This is a genomic window from Pseudonocardia sp. ICBG601, assembly GCF_020496245.1.
This window is the reverse complement of sequence record NZ_JAHLJA010000148.1, coordinates 726,289-741,157: the sequence shown is the minus strand read 5'-3', so window position 1 is coordinate 741,157 and position 14,869 is coordinate 726,289. Positions and strand designations below refer to the sequence as shown.

Here is a 14,869-nt window from a genome sequence, read left to right as displayed (position 1 = left end):
GCCCGGCGGGGGTCAGCCCGGCAGCCGCACCGGCATCAGCAGGTGCAGGTAGCCGGACTTCTCCGGCGACGGCGCCTCGCCGGCGTCGTCGGTGGCGGGCTTGGGCACCGGACGGACCAGCGCGGGCCGGTTCGGCGTGGTGAACGTCAGCTGGGCGCGGTCGGTGTGCAGCGCGCCGAGCGCGTCGAGCAGGTAGCCCGGGTTGAACGCGATCGTCAGCGGGCTGCCGTCGAGCGCGCAGGGCAGCTCCTCCTCGGCGGACCCGACGTCGTCGCCGCCGGCGGCCAGGCGCAGCCCGTCCTCGCCGAACTCCATCCGGATCTGGGCGACCCGGTCCGCGACGAGCGAGACACGCTTGATCGCCTCGACCAGCAGCGCCACGTCGAGCTCGACGGCGGTGGTGTGCTCGGCCGGGATCAGCTGGCGGAAGCGCGGGAACTCGGCGTCGAGCAGCCGGCTGGTGGAGCGGCGGCCGCCACCGGTGAGGCCGAGCATCCCGTCCCCGGCCGACAGCGCGATCTCCACGGTGCCGGGCCCGGCGAGGGTCTTGGCGACCTCGGCCAGGGTCTTGGCCGGGATCAGCACCGCGGTCGAGATCGAGGCGTCCTCCGGGGACCACTCGAGCTCGCGGACGGCGAGCCGGAACCGGTCGGTGGCCGCGAGCGTGAGCTGCGAGCCCTCGATCTCGAGCCGGATGCCGGTCAGCATCGGCAGCGTGTCGTCCCGCCCGGACGCGACGGCGACCTGGGCGACGGCGGCGGCGAGCGCGTCGGCGGCGACCGACCCGGCGCGCTGCGGCATGTCGGGCAGCTGCGGGTAGTCCTCGACCGGCATCGTCGGGAGGCTGAACCGGGAGTTGCCGCAGTTGATCGTGGCGCGGGAGCCGTCGACGGTCAGGTCGACCGGCTTGGACGGGAGCGCGCGGGTGATGTCGGCCAGCAGCCGCCCGGAGACGAGCGTGCGGCCCGGCTCCCCGACCGTCGCGTCGAGCTCGACGCGCGCCGAGGTCTCGTAGTCGAAGCCGGAGACGGTCAGCTTCTCGCCGGACTCGCCGTCGGACTGGATGAGGACCCCGCCGAGCACGGGCACCGGCGGACGAGCCGGGAGGCTGCGCGCCACCCAGGCGGCCGCGTCCGCGAGGACGTCGCGTTCGACCCGGAACTTCATCTGGAGACCTTCCCCGGTAGCGCCCGGCTCGGACCACGGCGCGGGGCCGGGTCGTCGACGGGACGGCGGTGCGGCGGCGGACCGGTTCGTCCTCCGGGTCTGGCCGGCGCCGTGGCCCGGAGGGGGCTGCGGAGCGGAGTGGCCGGAACGGGATCGGAAGCCGGGGTTCGCCGGGACGCTCACGGTAGAGCCTCGCCCCGACAGTTTCCACGCCACCCCGGTGCCCGTTCGGTGTCCCCGTCCGTGACCCCCGTCCGGGGGTCGGTCCACACAGGTGTTCTTAGGAAGAAGAGATAGAGAGAGATAAACCGTCGTAGTACTAAGTCCTGTGCACAGTGTGGATGGAGCGCATCCCCGCTGGTCAGCAGGCCGCGTCGGCTGGGGATACGGCGGTGGGGGCACCCGTTGACAGGTCTGTGGAGCGGTGGACCGACGGCGTCGACCCCCATCCGTCCCCGGTTCATCCCGGGTTCACCACAGAGTTGTCCACGGATCCCGGGCGATCCGTCCACGGGGCTGCGACGATCCATCCACAGAGTTGTCCCCAGATGTGGGTGGAAACGTGGTGGATCGTGGACCCAGGGTGATGGCGAGCACAGACCGTTCGGCACTCCCGCGTTGCACGATGAACCCACAGACGTCCCACCCGTCACAGGAATATCGACGGAGCGTGACCGGCGGGTGAGCGCAAGCGATCACCGGGACGAGTGGCGAAGCGCCGAGTGCCCACTACCGGACGACGAACGGGAGTGGTGGGACCGACACGCGGGTGACGCCACGCCGGACCCGATCGGTACCGCGCCGGACGGACCCGGTGTCCCGGGCGTCCGCGGCGGCGGGGGTGCCGATCGCCCGGGGACGGCCCGGAACGCGCCGCAGCGGCGATCTGGGGGCCGTGGTCCCTGTGGGTTGCACGGGATCGGTCCCGGTGCGCGCGGTGACCGCTGAGAACGCGTCCTGCCTGGTCACGGCGGGGCCGGCCGGGGCTGTGGAGAAGCGGTGCGACCGGTGGACAACCCGCCTCGGCGGGCCACCGGCCGAGGTCAGTGCCGGGCGCGCAGCTTGATCCGCGCGGTCAGCTCCTGCACCTGTTCGAAGGTCTTCCGCCGGAGCGAGATCTCGTTGCGGATCTTCTTGTCGGCGTGCATGACGGTCGTGTGGTCCCGGCCGCCGAAGGTCTGCCCGATGCGCGGCAGCGACAGGTCGGTCAGCTCGCGGCACAGGTACATGGCGATCTGGCGGGCCTGGGCGAGCGCCTTCGTCTTGCCGGGCCCGGACAGCTCGTCGAGTGTGAGCCCGAAGAACTCCGCGGTGACCGCCATGATCGTCGGTGCGGTGATCTCCGAGGCCGCGGAGTCCGGGATCAGGTCGCGCAGCACGATCTCGGCGAGCTGGGTGTCGACGGCCTGCCGGTTCAGCGACGCGAACGCCGTGACCCGGATCAGCGCGCCCTCGAGCTCGCGGATGTTGCGCTCGATCCGCTCCGCGATGAACTCCAGGACCTCACCGGGGACGGCGAGCCGGTCCTGCGCGGCCTTCTTCCGCAGGATCGCGATCCGCGTCTCCAGCTCGGGCGGCTGGATGTCGGTGATCAGACCCCACTCGAACCGCGTGCGCATCCGGTCCTCGAGGGTCTCGAGGCGCTTGGGCGGCCGGTCGGAGGAGACGACGATCTGCTTGTTCGCGTTGTGGAGGGTGTTGAAGGTGTGGAAGAACTCCTCCTGCGTCCCCTCCTTGCCCTCCAGGAACTGGATGTCGTCGACCAGCAGCACGTCGACGTCCCGGTAGCGGCGCTGGAAGGCGACCTTGCGGTCGTCGCGCAGGGAGTTGATGAAGTCGTTCGTGAACTCCTCGGTACTGACGTACCGGACCCGCATCCCGGGGAACAGCCGCTGGGCGTAGTGCCCGACGGCGTGCAGCAGGTGGGTCTTGCCCAGCCCGGACTCGCCCCAGATGAACAGCGGGTTGTACGCCCGCGCCGGCGCCTCGGCCACCGCGACGGCGGCGGCGTGGCTGAACCGGTTCGAGGCACCGATGACGAAGGTGTCGAAGGTGTAGCGCTCGTTGAGCCGGGTCTGCGACCGCGGCGCGACCGGGTCGCCCGCCTGCGGTGCGGTGTAGGCAGGCCACGAGGTCTGGCCCTCGCGCGAGCCCGGCTCCGGGCGCCCGGTGGGCTGCGGCGCCCATCCCCCGGACGACGACGGAGCCGGCTCGGCCGACCAGCCGCGGTCGGTGCCGGAGGGGCCGCCGTCGTCACGGCGGGACCCGCCGGCGAAGCCGTTGCCGAACCCGCCGTCGACGGCGGGCTGCGGCCCGGTGTCCGGACCGGCGCCGTCGGCGGGGGCGTGCTCGCGCGCGGGGCGGTCGTGTGCGGGACGGGCGCCGTGGTCCCCGTCGGTCGCCGCGGCCGGGTCGTCGCCGGCCCGGTCACCGGTGCCGGTGTCGCGGACGCTGTCCCCCGCGGTGACGCCGCGGTGCATGCCGAACCCGGGCGGGTCGGGGACCTCGGTGCCGCCGGACGCCGCGGAGGCGTCGACGACGACGGCGAGGTTGACCGCCACACCGAGGTGGCGGCCGAGGGCGTCGCTGATCGGCCTGCGCAGGATCCGCTCGATGGCGTCCTTCGCGAACTCGCTCGGCGCGGCGAGCAGTGCGGTGCCGTCGAGCAGGCCGAGGGGACGGGTCAGGCGCAGGAACGCGCGCTGCTGCGGGGAGAGGGCGGGTGTGCCGGACTCGGCCGACGCGCCGGAGAGATCGGCGATGACCCGGTTCCAGACCGCGCCGAGATCGCCCGGCTGGTCGGTCATCCGCGTTTCCCCCTCCCGATCGACCGCCGTCGGCGGTCTGCTCCCCCCGGAGCACTGGCGATGAGCCGTCCGGACACGAGGACTCGGCCTCAGGGGCGATGTATCCCCAGAGTTGTCCACACTTGTGCGTAAAGGTACGCAGCAGGTCCCGGCCGGTGCGCATCGGGGCGCCGGCCGTCGGTCGTGTGGAGGTCTCGGTCGGGGTGCGGGCGGTCGTTACTCCCGCGCCGGTCCCGGGCGGGGTCGGCGACGCTAGCAGCAGCCGTCGTGGCGGCCGTCCGGCGGGGTCGCGGCGCCCGGTGGGGGCGGTTTGACCCCCTCGAAACGCGCTGCGTACCCTTGACGACCGGACACCTGGTCGGATGGGCGTGTCGCGCCCGTCGAACGCGGCTCCCCGCATCTGTTGCGGAGTGCCGTGTGGCCGGTGGCCCGCGAACCCGAGCCAGTGACCGTAGACATCTCGGCGTCGCAGGACGCCTGCGAACCGCCGACCAGGAGCCGACCGTGAGCAAGCGTACTTTCCAGCCGAACAACCGCCGCCGGGCCAAGACGCACGGCTTCCGGCTGCGCATGCGCACCCGCGCCGGCCGCGCGATCCTCGCCGCGCGCCGTCGCAAGGGGCGCGGCAACCTCTCGGCCTGACGGCCGGCGCCCCCACCGGCCCGCGCCGTGCTGCCGGCACACGCCCGGCTCACCCGCCGGCCCGAGTTCGCCTCGACGATCAGGCGCGGACGACGTGCCGGCCGGTCGAGGCTGGTGGTGCATCTCGACCTGACCCGCCCCGGCGGCGTGCCCGAGCACGCCTCGCCGAGGGCGGGTTTCGTCGTGAGCAAGGCCGTCGGCAACGCCGTGGTCCGGCACCGGGTCTCCCGGCGGCTGCGGCACCTGGTCGCGGACCGGCTGACGGCGCTGCCCGCCGGCGCCGCACTCGTCGTCCGTGCGTTGCCGCCCGCCGGTGACGCCTCGTCCGCCGAGCTGGCGGCCGACCTCGACTCCGCACTGCGCGCGGCGCAGCGGCCGCGCCGTCCGCGCCCGGCCGCGGACGGCCCGCGATGAGCACGGCACACGACGCGGCCCCGACGGGTGAGGAGGCTCCGATGGACGACGGAGGGACCCCCGGCGCCCGGCCCGGTGTCGGCGCGCGGGCCGCGATGGCCGCGGTGCGCTGGTACCAGGTGTGGATCTCCCCGAACCTGATGCCGAGCTGCCGGTTCCACCCGAGCTGCAGCGCGTACTCGGTCGAGGCGTTCCGCGAGCACGGCTTCGTGCGCGGTCTCGGCCTCACCGTGTGGCGGTTGCTGAAGTGTGCCCCGTGGCACCCTGGCGGGTGGGACCCGGTGCCGCCGCGCCGGCGGCGCAGCGACGGGGTCCCGCGCAGCGGCACCGAACCCGATCCCGGGCCGGAGCAGACGTCCACCGACCCGCCCCGGACCGAAGGCCTCTCACGCGGTACGGACCGCTGACCCGCGGGCCCCGCCCGAGACCACGAGGAGCAACGCAGCAGTGCTGGACTTCATCTACTACCCCGTCAGCTGGATCATGTGGGTCTGGCACAAGGTCTTCGGCTTCGTCCTCGGCGACGACAACGGGTTCGCCTGGGCGCTGTCGGTCGTCTTCCTCGTCTTCACGCTGCGCGTCATCCTCTACAAGCCGTTCGTCGTGCAGGTCCGCTCCATGCGCAAGATGCAGGAGATGGCCCCGGAGATGCAGAAGCTCCGGAAGAAGTACGCGAACGACCGCCAGAAGCTCGCCACCGAGATGCAGAAGCTCCAGCAGCAGAACGGCGCCAACCCGCTCATGGGCTGCCTGCCGATCCTGGTGCAGATCCCGGTGTTCATCGGTCTGTTCCACGTGCTGCGCGAGTTCAAGCCGGGCAAGACCGAGAACTACGTCTTCAACGCGGCCGAGAACGCCTCGTTCGTCGACTCGAGTCTGTTCGGCGCGAAGCTGGGCTCGGCCGTGTGGCCGCTGCAGAACACCGCCTCGGTCGCTGAGCTCGGCGGCAACCTGGTCTCGCAGTGGATCGTGATGATCCCGCTGATGATCGCGGCCGGCATCTTCACCCACATCACCGCGCGCCACTCGGTCGCCCGCCAGCAGGCGCAGATCGCCGCCGGCACCGTCGCGGCGAACCCGCAGGCCGAGATCATGCAGAAGCTGATGCTCTACGTGTTCCCGATCGGTGTCGTCGTCGGTGCGCCGTTCCTGCCGCTCGCGGTCCTCTTCTACTGGGTCGCCAACAACCTGTGGACCCTCGGCCAGCAGTACGTCGTCTACCGCAAGATCGACGCCGAGGAGACGGACAAGGCCGAGAAGGCCACCGAGTCCGCCAAGGCCCGCGCCCCGCGCCCCGGCCAGAAGCCGCTCCGCGACGTCCGTCGCGGCACCGCCGAGGACGTCCGCGAGATCGCCGACGAGCCGATCCAGCCGGCCGAGGAGGAGGCCGCCGAGGCGGCGTCCGAGGCCCGCGCCACCGGATCCGACGGCGCCTCCGCCGACACCGGCACGACCCCCGACGGGCAGCGCAACGGCACGGCCCGCAACGGCAACGGCAACGGCTCCGGCAACGGCTCCGGCAACGGCCAGAAGAAGCCCGGGGCGAAGCCGGTGCAGAAGCGTCCGGGGGCGAAGGCCCGGCGCGGCAAGCGTCGCTGACCGTCCCACCGCACCACCCCGACAGACCCCGGCGCGCCCCGCCGGCCCCGGCGGACCCCACCGCCGCGCGGGCCCGGGCGCGACGGACCGCGAACCGTTGACGAGAGGAGTTGCGCGTGCCCACCACCGCCAAGGAGCCCGCCGAGGGTCCGGACGTGCAGGACAAGCCGTCCGGCGAGAGCCTGCTGATCCAGGAGGGCGACGTCGCAGGTGACTACCTGGAGCGCCTGCTGGACATCCTGGACTACGACGGCGACATCGACCTCGACGTCGAGGGCGGCCGCGCCATCGTCAGCATCGAGGGTGCCGAGGACGACGCCGAACTGCAGAAGCTCGTCGGCGACAAGGGCTCGGTGCTGGAGAGCCTGCAGGAGCTGGCCCGCCTGGCCGTCCAGCAGCAGCTGGGCAGCCGCAGCCGGCTGATGCTCGACATCGCGGGCTGGCGGCGACACCGTCGCGACGAGCTCACCGAGCTCGGTCTGGAGACCGCCCAGGAGGTCAAGGCCAGCGGCGAGTCCGCACGGCTGCGACCGATGACGCCGTTCGAGCGCAAGGTCGTGCACGACGCCGTCGCCACCGTGAAGGGCGTCGTCTCCGAGAGCGAAGGCGAGGAGCCGCGTCGCCAGGTCGTGGTCCACAAGAAGTGACCACCTCCCCCATCCCGACCCCGGAGGTCGCGGAGAAGGTCTTCGGCGACCGGACCGGGCTGGCCGTCCGCTACGTCGAGCACCTCGCGACCTCCGGGATCGAGCGCGGGCTGATCGGCCCGCGTGAGCGGGACCGGCTGTGGGACCGGCACGTGCTGAACTGCGCGGTCCTCGGTGAGGTCGTGCCCGCCGACGCCCGGGTCGCCGACGTCGGCTCCGGCGCCGGGCTCCCCGGGATCCCGCTCGCCCTGGCCCGGCCGGACCTGCGGATCGTGCTGATCGAGCCGCTGGCCCGCCGGGTGGAGTGGCTGGACGAGGTGCTGGGCGACCTCGGCCTGGACATCGTCGTCGAACGGGGGCGTGCCGAGGAGAAGCCCGTTCTGCGACGATGGGAGGGGGCCGACGTCGTCACCGCCCGGGCCGTCGGACCGCTGGCCCGGCTCGCGGGCATCTGCCTGCCCCTGCTGCGGCAAGGGGGTGCGATGCTGGTGCTGAAGGGCGCCTCCGCCCCGGACGAGATCGCCCGCGACGCCGCGGCGGTCCGTGTGCTCGGAGGGGGCGAGCCCCGGATCCACGAGACCGGAGCCGGTGTGGTCGATCCGCTGACCACGGTGGTCGAGATCCCGCGGACCGGCGCGCCCCGCCGCAACCGGAGGAAGGAACGGCGATGATGGGTGCCGGAGCGCCGTTTCACGTGAAACACCGACCGGGCACGAACCGTCCAGGAAGCGAGGGTCGCGCATGAGTGCCGGATGGACCCCCATCGCGGACGAGGCCGAGCGGGCCGCACGCGTCCTGCACCCCGACCGGCACGGCATGCCCCGCCCGGCCGCGCGCCGCATCATGGGCGTCGCGAACCAGAAGGGCGGGGTCGGGAAGACGACCAGCACGGTCAACCTCGCCGCGGGCCTGGCCCTGCACGGCATCCGGGTACTGGTGATCGACCTCGACCCGCAGGGCAACGCCTCCACCGCACTCGGCGTCGAGCACCGCACCGGCACGCCGTCGGTGTACGAGGTGATGCTCGGCGAGATCCCCCTCGAGGAGGCCGTCGCGGTCAGCACCGCGTCGCCGAACCTGCTCTGCCTGCCCGCCACGATCGACCTGGCCGGCGCCGAGATCGAGCTCGTCAGCATGGTCGCCCGGGAGTCCCGGCTGGCCCAGGCGCTGAACGACGAGACGCTGTCCCGGCTCGACGTCGACTACGTGCTCATCGACTGCCCGCCGTCGCTGGGGCTGCTGACGGTCAACGCGCTCGTCGCGGCGTCCGAGGTGCTCATCCCGATCCAGTGCGAGTACTACGCGCTGGAGGGGCTCGGGCAGCTGCTGTCCAACATCGACCTCGTCCGGTCGCACCTGAACACCTCGCTGCACGTGTCGACCATCCTGCTGACCATGTACGACGGCCGCACCAAGCTCGCCGACCAGGTCACCTCCGAGGTCCGCCAGCACTTCGGCCCGACGGCGCTGCGCACGGTCATCCCGCGCAGCGTGAAGGTCTCCGAGGCCCCCGGCTACAGCCAGACCGTGCTCGCCTACGACCCCGGCTCCCGCGGCGCGATGAGCTACATCGACGCGGCCCGGGAGATCGCCGAGCACGGGGCGAGCGGCGCCTACCGCCCGGACGGTCGCTGAGATGGCCGAGCGCAAGGGTGGACTGGGCCGCGGTCTCGCCGCGCTCATCCCCACCGGCCCGTCGGAGTCCGGTGACCGGCCCGGGAACAACGGACCCGGCGCACCCCTGCACCGCCCGGCCCCGGCCGTCCGGCGCGACGACCACGACCCCGAGACCCCGGTCGTCGACGGCGGCGCGGAGTACCGCGAGATCCCGCTGCGGCGGATCGTGCCCAACCCCAAGCAGCCGCGGACCCAGTTCGACGACGACCAGCTCGCCGAGCTGGAGCACTCGATCCGTGAGTTCGGGCTGCTGCAGCCGATCGTGGTCCGACGGGCCGGTGTCGACTACGAGCTGATCATGGGCGAGCGCCGGTGGCGCGCGGCCCAGCGCGCCGGGCTGGAGACGCTGCCCGCGATCGTCCGGCACACCGCCGACGACGTGATGCTCCGCGACGCGCTCCTGGAGAACATCCACCGCGTCCAGCTCAACCCCCTCGAGGAGGCGGCCGCCTACGAGCAGCTGCTCGCCGAGTTCGGCGTCACGCACTCCGAGCTCGCCGACCGGCTCGGCCGCAGCCGGCCCGTCGTCACCAACATGATCCGGCTGCTGAAGCTTCCGGTGTCGGTGCAGCGCCGGGTCGCCGCAGGCGTGCTGTCCGCCGGGCACGCGCGCGCCCTGCTCGGCCTCGAGGACGCCGGGCAGCAGGAGGACCTCGCCACCCGGATCGTCGCGGAGGGCATGTCGGTCCGCGCGACCGAGGAGGCCGTCGTGCTCGCGCGGCAGGAGGGTCCGCCGCGGGAACGCAGGGTCCGCCGTCGCGGCGATCAGCGCCCGGAGTTCGTCGAGCGCGCCGACCGGCTGGCCGACATGTTCGACACCCGGGTGAAGGTCGAGATGGGTCAGCGCAAGGGCCGCATCGTCGTCGAGTTCGGATCGGTCGAGGACCTCGACCGGATCACCGGGCTGATGGGGATCAGCGAGCGCGACTGACCGGACACCACTCCCCTTCACCGACGGCCGTCGTCCCCGTGGACGGCGGCCGTCGGTCTGTCCGGCACCCGGGGTGGCTGCGGGGTGTGGCGCAGTGGAAGGCTTCTGAGGGCGCCCTGAGACGGCCTCTGAGGTCTCCGGTACCGGCTCGGTTGATGGGGAGGCCGGGGTGGGTCTCAGGAGGCGTGTGAGGCTACTGAGCCGGTTGGACTGCCCGATTCGTCGCCTTTGTTGGCTCTTCGGTCTCTGTCGGGTGCGGACTGGTCAGGATACGGCCTGATCAGTCGTACGTCCGTCTGAACGCGGCGGCGTCGATGGTGGTCGCGCGTGGTTCGGCTCGTGGTGGATCCCCGGTGACGGTCGTGCGGAGTGGTCATCGATCGGGCTCGGCCGGTGAGTGGGACGGGAGCGTCCTGCCCCGGGGTTCTGCGGTCCGTGTGGGGCCGGGGTTCGCGGCTTCTCTCCCGGTGTCGGTCCGGGGCGTGGTCCGGACGGCGTCGCTGTTTCACGTGGAACATCGTCGGGAGGCCGTGTCGGGCGCCGGAGTGCTCCGGGTCGAGGGTCGGACTCGGTCGTGGCTGAGGCGGCCTGCGGGAGGCTCAGGGTCCGGTGGGAGATCCGGGGTGCTGTGTCTCGGTACTGCTGTCCCCTCGCGACCTGGGGTCCGGTCTGCAGGTGCGAGTCGGTTCGCAGGCTTCGTCCCGGTCCCGGTCCCGGTCCCGGTCCCGGTCCCGGTCCCGGTCTCCGGACGCGGGGTAGCGGTGTACGCAGCTCGACCTGGTGGCACCGTCCGGCCCGGGGAGACGACTCGGCTCGGTGGCGCGGTCCGGTCCGGTGGTGCTGCTCGGCCGGGTGGCGCGGCTCGGTTCGGTGGCATGGCTCGGCCTGGCGGCACTGTCCGGCCCGGTGGCACTGTCCGGCTCTGATGGCGCGTCCGGTCTGTCGGTGCCGATCGGAGGGTGCGGTCCTCCCCCGCGCTGTACGGGCCCAGCCCCGGGACGGGGGTCGCAACCCCTGGGTGGTCCGCCCACGCTGCGGACCGCCGCGCCGCGACCCGGTACGTGCCGCACGGACACGACGACCGGGTCGACGACTCATCCCGCCGACGGTGTCGGGGACGGCCGCCCCGGGCGCGTCGACCCGGTGTGCGGCGGTCGACATCCGGGACGATCGCGCGTGCCGTTGCGTTGAACCCAGACACCGGCGTCCGGCCCACCTACGCCGGGCTGCCCGATGTCCGGACCGCCGGCGTTCGGCCCGGAGCGTCCAACCCGAGAGTTCCCGGCGGCCTGGGAGTGCTCGGCCGGTCGGCACAACTCCGGAGGCGCGAGACCGGGTCGCGGACCGGACAGTGCAGGACCGGACAGGGCTGGACCGGGCGGTGCAGGACCGGGCGAGGCAGGGCAGGACAAGGCGACCCACTGCGACAGACCCGGGCGCACACCGAGCAGCTCCGCCCCCGCCGACCCGACCGATCCGGGCCCGGCGTCGCGTGCGTGTGTTTCACGTGGAACACCGCGATGCCCCAGGATGGCCCGGTGCTCACCGACGCCGAGCTCGCCGCTCGCACCGACCGCGCCGTCGACACCGCGGTGTCCGCCGCGCGGGACCACGGCTACCGCCCCGGCACGCCCCGCGTCCTGCACGACCTGTTCTCGGTCGTCGTCGCGCTGGAGCCGGAGCCGGTCGTGGTGCGTGTCCCCACCGTCCTCCCGCCCGGCCTCGACCCGGCGGCGCAGGCGGCGCAGCAGCGGCGCGAGATCGCGGTCTGCCGGTGGGCGTCGGACGCGGGACACCCCGTGGTCCGGCCCGCGCGCCCGGAGCGACCCGTCGCCGCCGGGGACCTGTCCCTCACCTTCTGGGAGCGCCTGACCGTCGTCCCGGACGGCCCGCCCGACGCCGGTGCGAGCGGCGCGACGGTCGCCCGGCTGCACGCCGCGCTGCGACCGTGTCCGGTCGAGCTGGACTGGATGCACCCACTCGACGACTCCGTCGCGGCGATGCTCGACGCGCTGCGGCACGACACCACCCACGTCTCCCCCACCGACTGCGCCCGCGCGCTGCGGGAGTGGGCGACGATCCTCCCGGTGCTCGGCGACGAGGCGGGCTGCGCCGACCGGTTCCCCGGCACACGACCGCAGCCGGTGCACGGGGACTCGCCGGCGTACAACGTACTGCGGACCCCGGACGGTCCGTACGACGCCGACCTCGAGCACGTCTGCGTCGGACCGGTCGAGTGGGACCTGACCTTCGCCGGTCCCGAGGTCGTCGCCGCGTACGAGCGGGCGGCCGACCGCCCCGTCGACGCCGAGCTGCTCGCCCTCTGCGAGGCGGCCCGGCTCGTGCAGCTCGTCGCCTGCTTCGCGATGGTCCCGCAGCAGCCAGGTCTCGGGGACGGGATGAGCCCGCTCCTGGAGCTGTGGCGGGCGTCCGAGCCGTGCGGCGGCGTGCTCGGCTGATGTTCCACGTGGAACCACACCGCTGTGGTTCCACGTGGAACATCGCTCAGCCCTGTCGGGCCGCCGCGCGCTCGACGAGCGCCAGGTAGACCGTCGCGAGGTCGGAACCGTCCGCGGCCACCGCGGTCGGGAGCAGCGAGGTGTCGGTCAGGCCCGGCGACACGTTCATCTCCAGGACGTGCACGTGACCGTCGGCGTCGACGATCGCGTCGGTGCGCGACACGTCGCGCATCCCCAGCAGCCGGTGTGCGGCCAGGGCGGTGTCGGCCAGCGCGTCCAGCACGTCCGACGGCAGCCGCGCCGGGCAGTGGAACGTGGCCGCACCTGGCGTGTAGCGGGACGTGTAGTCGTAGAACCCGGACGGCACCTCCACCTCCACCGGCGGCAGCGCGCGGGGCTCCTCGCCGTCGTGGACGACCGACACCGCGACCTCGGTCCCGGCGACGAACCGCTCGACGAGGACCGTCTCGGCGTAGGCGAAGCAGCTGACCATCGCGGCCGGCAGGTCCGCCGCGTTCCGGACCACCTGCACACCGAGCGCCGAGCCGCCCTGGTCCGGCTTCAGTACCAGCGGCAGGCCCAGGCGCTCGACGATCGCACCGAGCACGCCCTGTGCGCCCAGCTCACGGAAGGTCGAGTGCGGCAGCGCGACCCAGTCCGGCGTCGACAGGCCCGCGCGGACGAGCTCGGTCTTCACGCTCGGCTTGTCCCACGCCCGCCGGCACGCCCCGGACGGCGTCCCGACGAACGGGATGCCCAGCAGCTCCAGCACCTGCTGCACGGCACCGTTCTCCCCCTCGCCCCCGTGCAGCGCGACGGCGACCGCGTCCGGCCGGTCGGTCGAGAGCCGCTCCAGCAGGCGCGCGTCGACGTCCCACTCGCGGACGTCGACACCGTTCGCGCGCAGCGCACCCGCCAGTCGACGACCGGATCGCAGGGACACCTCACGCTCGTGGGACAGGCCTCCGGCCAGCACGGCCACCGTTCGATCGCTCACGCGGGCATTCTGCGCCATGAACGGGAACGCCCCGGACCGGGAGCCGGTCCGGGGCGTTCCACGTGAAACATCGCCGTCGTCGGACGGCGTCAGGTCGTGTCCGGTGACGGGCTCTGGGTGCCCCGGGTCAGCTCGGGGCGGACCGGTGTCCCGAACGTCCGCACGACCTCCATCTCGGCCTCCAGCACCGCCGCCAGCCGCCGCACGCCCTCGGTGATGCGCTCGGGCGTCGGGAAGCAGAACGACAGCCGCAGCTGCCGACTGCCGAACCCGTCGGCGTAGAAGCCGGTACCGGACGCGTACGCGACCCGCGCGGTGACCGCGCGGGGCAGCATCGCCTTCGTGTCGACGCCCTCCGGCACGGTCAGCCACACGAAGAACCCGCCGTCGGGGACGTTCCAGGTGCAGCCCTCGGGCAGGTAGGTCTCCAGCGCGGCGAGCATCGCGTCGCGACGCTCGCGGTAGTTCTCGCTGAACGTCTTGATCTGGCTGCGCCAGTCGTGGTGCGACAGGTAGCGCGACACCAGCATCTGCGTGAACGACGGCGGGCACAGCGTCGCCGACTCCGCGGCCAGCACCAGCCGGTCCCGCACCAGCGGCGGCACCAGCGCCCAGCCGACCCGCAGCCCCGATGCGAACGTCTTCGAGAACGACCCCAGGTACAGCACGTCCGGGTCGTACGAGCGCAGCGCCGGGTGCACCTCGCCGTCGAACCCGAGCATCCCGTAGGGGTTGTCCTCGACGACCATCACGCCGTAGCGACGGCACAGCTCCAGGATCCGCGGGCGCCGCTCGTGCGCCAGCGTCACGCCGGCCGGGTTGTGGAAGTTCGGGATCGTGTACAGGAACTTCGGGACGATCCCCTGCCGCGCCAGCGACTCCAGCGCCTCGTGCAGCAGCTCCGGGACCAGCCCGTGCTCGTCCATCGCGACGTGCACGACCCGCGCCTGGTAGGCGGCGAAGCTGCCCAGCGCGCCGACGTAGGACGGTCCCTCGGCCAGGACGACATCGCCCGGGTCGACGAAGATCCGGGTCAGCAGGTCGAGGGCCATCTGCGAGCCGACGGTGACGACGACGTCGTTCGGGTCGGCCTCGATGCCCTCCTCCCGCATGACCTCGCAGATCTGCTCGCGCAGCTGCGGGACACCCTGGGCGGAGCCGTACTGCAGCGCGGACATGCCGTCCACGTCGACGAGCTCGGCCACCTCACGGGCGAGGGACTGCAGCGGCAGCGCCGCCAGGTTCGGCATGCCACCGGCCAGCGAGACGACCTCGGGACGGCTCGCGACGGCGAACAGCGCCCGGATCTCCGACGCCGTCATCCCGGCGGTGCGGGTCGCGAAGCGCTCGGTGGGGGCGAGCGGGACCACGGCCCCCTCCCCTGCCGCCGCTGCCTGCGCGGCCGCCGCGGCCGCGGAACGGCGGACGTCGGGCTGCTGCGGGCGGTCGGGCAGGGTCATCGCGTGCTCCTCTGCGAGGGGAAAAGGCTCGCCGAGTGTAACCGCGACGGGTGATCGGCCCGCCCTTCG

At 73.1% G+C, this 14,869-nt stretch carries 13 protein-coding genes; 9 read left to right on the top strand and 4 right to left on the bottom strand.

Translation table 11 applies throughout. From position 1 onward, the window contains the following. Positions 1-12: 12 nt before the first annotated feature. Together dnaN and dnaA are read right to left on the bottom strand one after the other, a co-directional pair. Positions 13-1,167, bottom strand: coding sequence for a DNA polymerase III subunit beta (dnaN, locus tag KPL57_RS32670; RefSeq protein ID WP_226354461.1), 1,155 nt, complete (start codon positions 1,165-1,167; stop codon positions 13-15). A 1,043-nt stretch (positions 1,168-2,210) separates the two neighbouring features. Beyond that, positions 2,211-3,974: a chromosomal replication initiator protein DnaA gene (gene dnaA, locus KPL57_RS32665; protein ID WP_226354460.1), complete on the bottom strand. Its 1,764-nt coding sequence runs from the start codon at positions 3,972-3,974 to the stop codon at positions 2,211-2,213. 504 nt (positions 3,975-4,478) lie between these two features. Between dnaA and rpmH the strand changes: the two genes are divergently transcribed. From rpmH to KPL57_RS32620, 9 genes are all read left to right on the top strand, one after another. Next, the gene (gene rpmH, locus KPL57_RS32660; protein WP_020622600.1) at positions 4,479-4,616 is read left to right on the top strand and encodes a 50S ribosomal protein L34; all 138 of its coding nucleotides are present in this window, start codon (positions 4,479-4,481) and stop codon (positions 4,614-4,616) included. 27 nt (positions 4,617-4,643) lie between these two features. Continuing rightward, complete coding sequence (gene rnpA, locus KPL57_RS32655) at positions 4,644-5,030, top strand: ribonuclease P protein component (RefSeq protein ID WP_208820459.1); 387 nt, start codon at positions 4,644-4,646, stop codon at positions 5,028-5,030. Between the two features lie 41 nt (positions 5,031-5,071). Then, positions 5,072-5,437: a membrane protein insertion efficiency factor YidD gene (gene yidD, locus KPL57_RS32650; RefSeq protein ID WP_308253063.1), complete on the top strand. Its 366-nt coding sequence runs from the start codon at positions 5,072-5,074 to the stop codon at positions 5,435-5,437. A 40-nt stretch (positions 5,438-5,477) separates the two neighbouring features. Beyond that, positions 5,478-6,629: a membrane protein insertase YidC gene (yidC, locus tag KPL57_RS32645; protein WP_226354459.1), complete on the top strand. Its 1,152-nt coding sequence runs from the start codon at positions 5,478-5,480 to the stop codon at positions 6,627-6,629. A gap of 155 nt (positions 6,630-6,784) precedes the next feature. Next, entirely contained in the window at positions 6,785-7,276 is a 492-nt protein-coding gene (locus tag KPL57_RS32640; protein ID WP_374203860.1) for a protein jag, read from the top strand. After that, positions 7,273-7,947 carry a 16S rRNA (guanine(527)-N(7))-methyltransferase RsmG gene (gene rsmG / locus KPL57_RS32635; RefSeq protein WP_226354457.1) on the top strand — a complete coding sequence of 225 codons (675 nt, stop codon included), beginning with the start codon at positions 7,273-7,275 and terminating at the stop codon, positions 7,945-7,947. Before KPL57_RS32640 ends, rsmG begins: the two co-directional genes overlap by 4 nt. A gap of 70 nt (positions 7,948-8,017) precedes the next feature. Next, on the top strand, positions 8,018-8,911 hold the full coding sequence (locus tag KPL57_RS32630; RefSeq protein ID WP_060713924.1) for a ParA family protein: 894 nt from the start codon (positions 8,018-8,020) through the stop codon (positions 8,909-8,911). 1 nt (position 8,912) lies between these two features. Next, complete coding sequence (locus KPL57_RS32625) at positions 8,913-9,884, top strand: ParB/RepB/Spo0J family partition protein (RefSeq protein ID WP_226354456.1); 972 nt, start codon at positions 8,913-8,915, stop codon at positions 9,882-9,884. A gap of 1,520 nt (positions 9,885-11,404) precedes the next feature. Continuing rightward, positions 11,405-12,343 carry a phosphotransferase gene (locus KPL57_RS32620; RefSeq protein WP_226354455.1) on the top strand — a complete coding sequence of 313 codons (939 nt, stop codon included), beginning with the start codon at positions 11,405-11,407 and terminating at the stop codon, positions 12,341-12,343. A 46-nt stretch (positions 12,344-12,389) separates the two neighbouring features. Here the strand turns inward: KPL57_RS32620 and KPL57_RS32615 are convergent, their stop codons facing one another. Continuing rightward, positions 12,390-13,340: a D-alanine--D-alanine ligase gene (locus KPL57_RS32615; protein ID WP_062399020.1), complete on the bottom strand. Its 951-nt coding sequence runs from the start codon at positions 13,338-13,340 to the stop codon at positions 12,390-12,392. 89 nt (positions 13,341-13,429) lie between these two features. Then, the gene (locus KPL57_RS32610) at positions 13,430-14,800 is read right to left on the bottom strand and encodes a PLP-dependent aminotransferase family protein (RefSeq protein ID WP_224401045.1); all 1,371 of its coding nucleotides are present in this window, start codon (positions 14,798-14,800) and stop codon (positions 13,430-13,432) included. Positions 14,801-14,869 lie beyond the last annotated feature (69 nt).

Excerpts from the sequence above, each read along its gene's own strand:
- KPL57_RS32620 (WP_226354455.1), top strand. The coding sequence starts at position 11,405 with ATGCCCCAGGATGGCCCGGTGCTCACCGACGCCGAGCTCGCCGCTCGC.
- KPL57_RS32625 (WP_226354456.1), top strand. The coding sequence starts at position 8,913 with ATGGCCGAGCGCAAGGGTGGACTGGGCCGCGGTCTCGCCGCGCTCATC.
- KPL57_RS32630 (WP_060713924.1), top strand. The coding sequence starts at position 8,018 with ATGAGTGCCGGATGGACCCCCATCGCGGACGAGGCCGAGCGGGCCGCA.
- KPL57_RS32610 (WP_224401045.1), bottom strand. The coding sequence starts at position 14,800 with ATGACCCTGCCCGACCGCCCGCAGCAGCCCGACGTCCGCCGTTCCGCG.
- yidD (WP_308253063.1), top strand. The coding sequence starts at position 5,072 with ATGGACGACGGAGGGACCCCCGGCGCCCGGCCCGGTGTCGGCGCGCGG.
- dnaN (WP_226354461.1), bottom strand. The coding sequence starts at position 1,167 with ATGAAGTTCCGGGTCGAACGCGACGTCCTCGCGGACGCGGCCGCCTGG.
- dnaA (WP_226354460.1), bottom strand. The coding sequence starts at position 3,974 with ATGACCGACCAGCCGGGCGATCTCGGCGCGGTCTGGAACCGGGTCATC.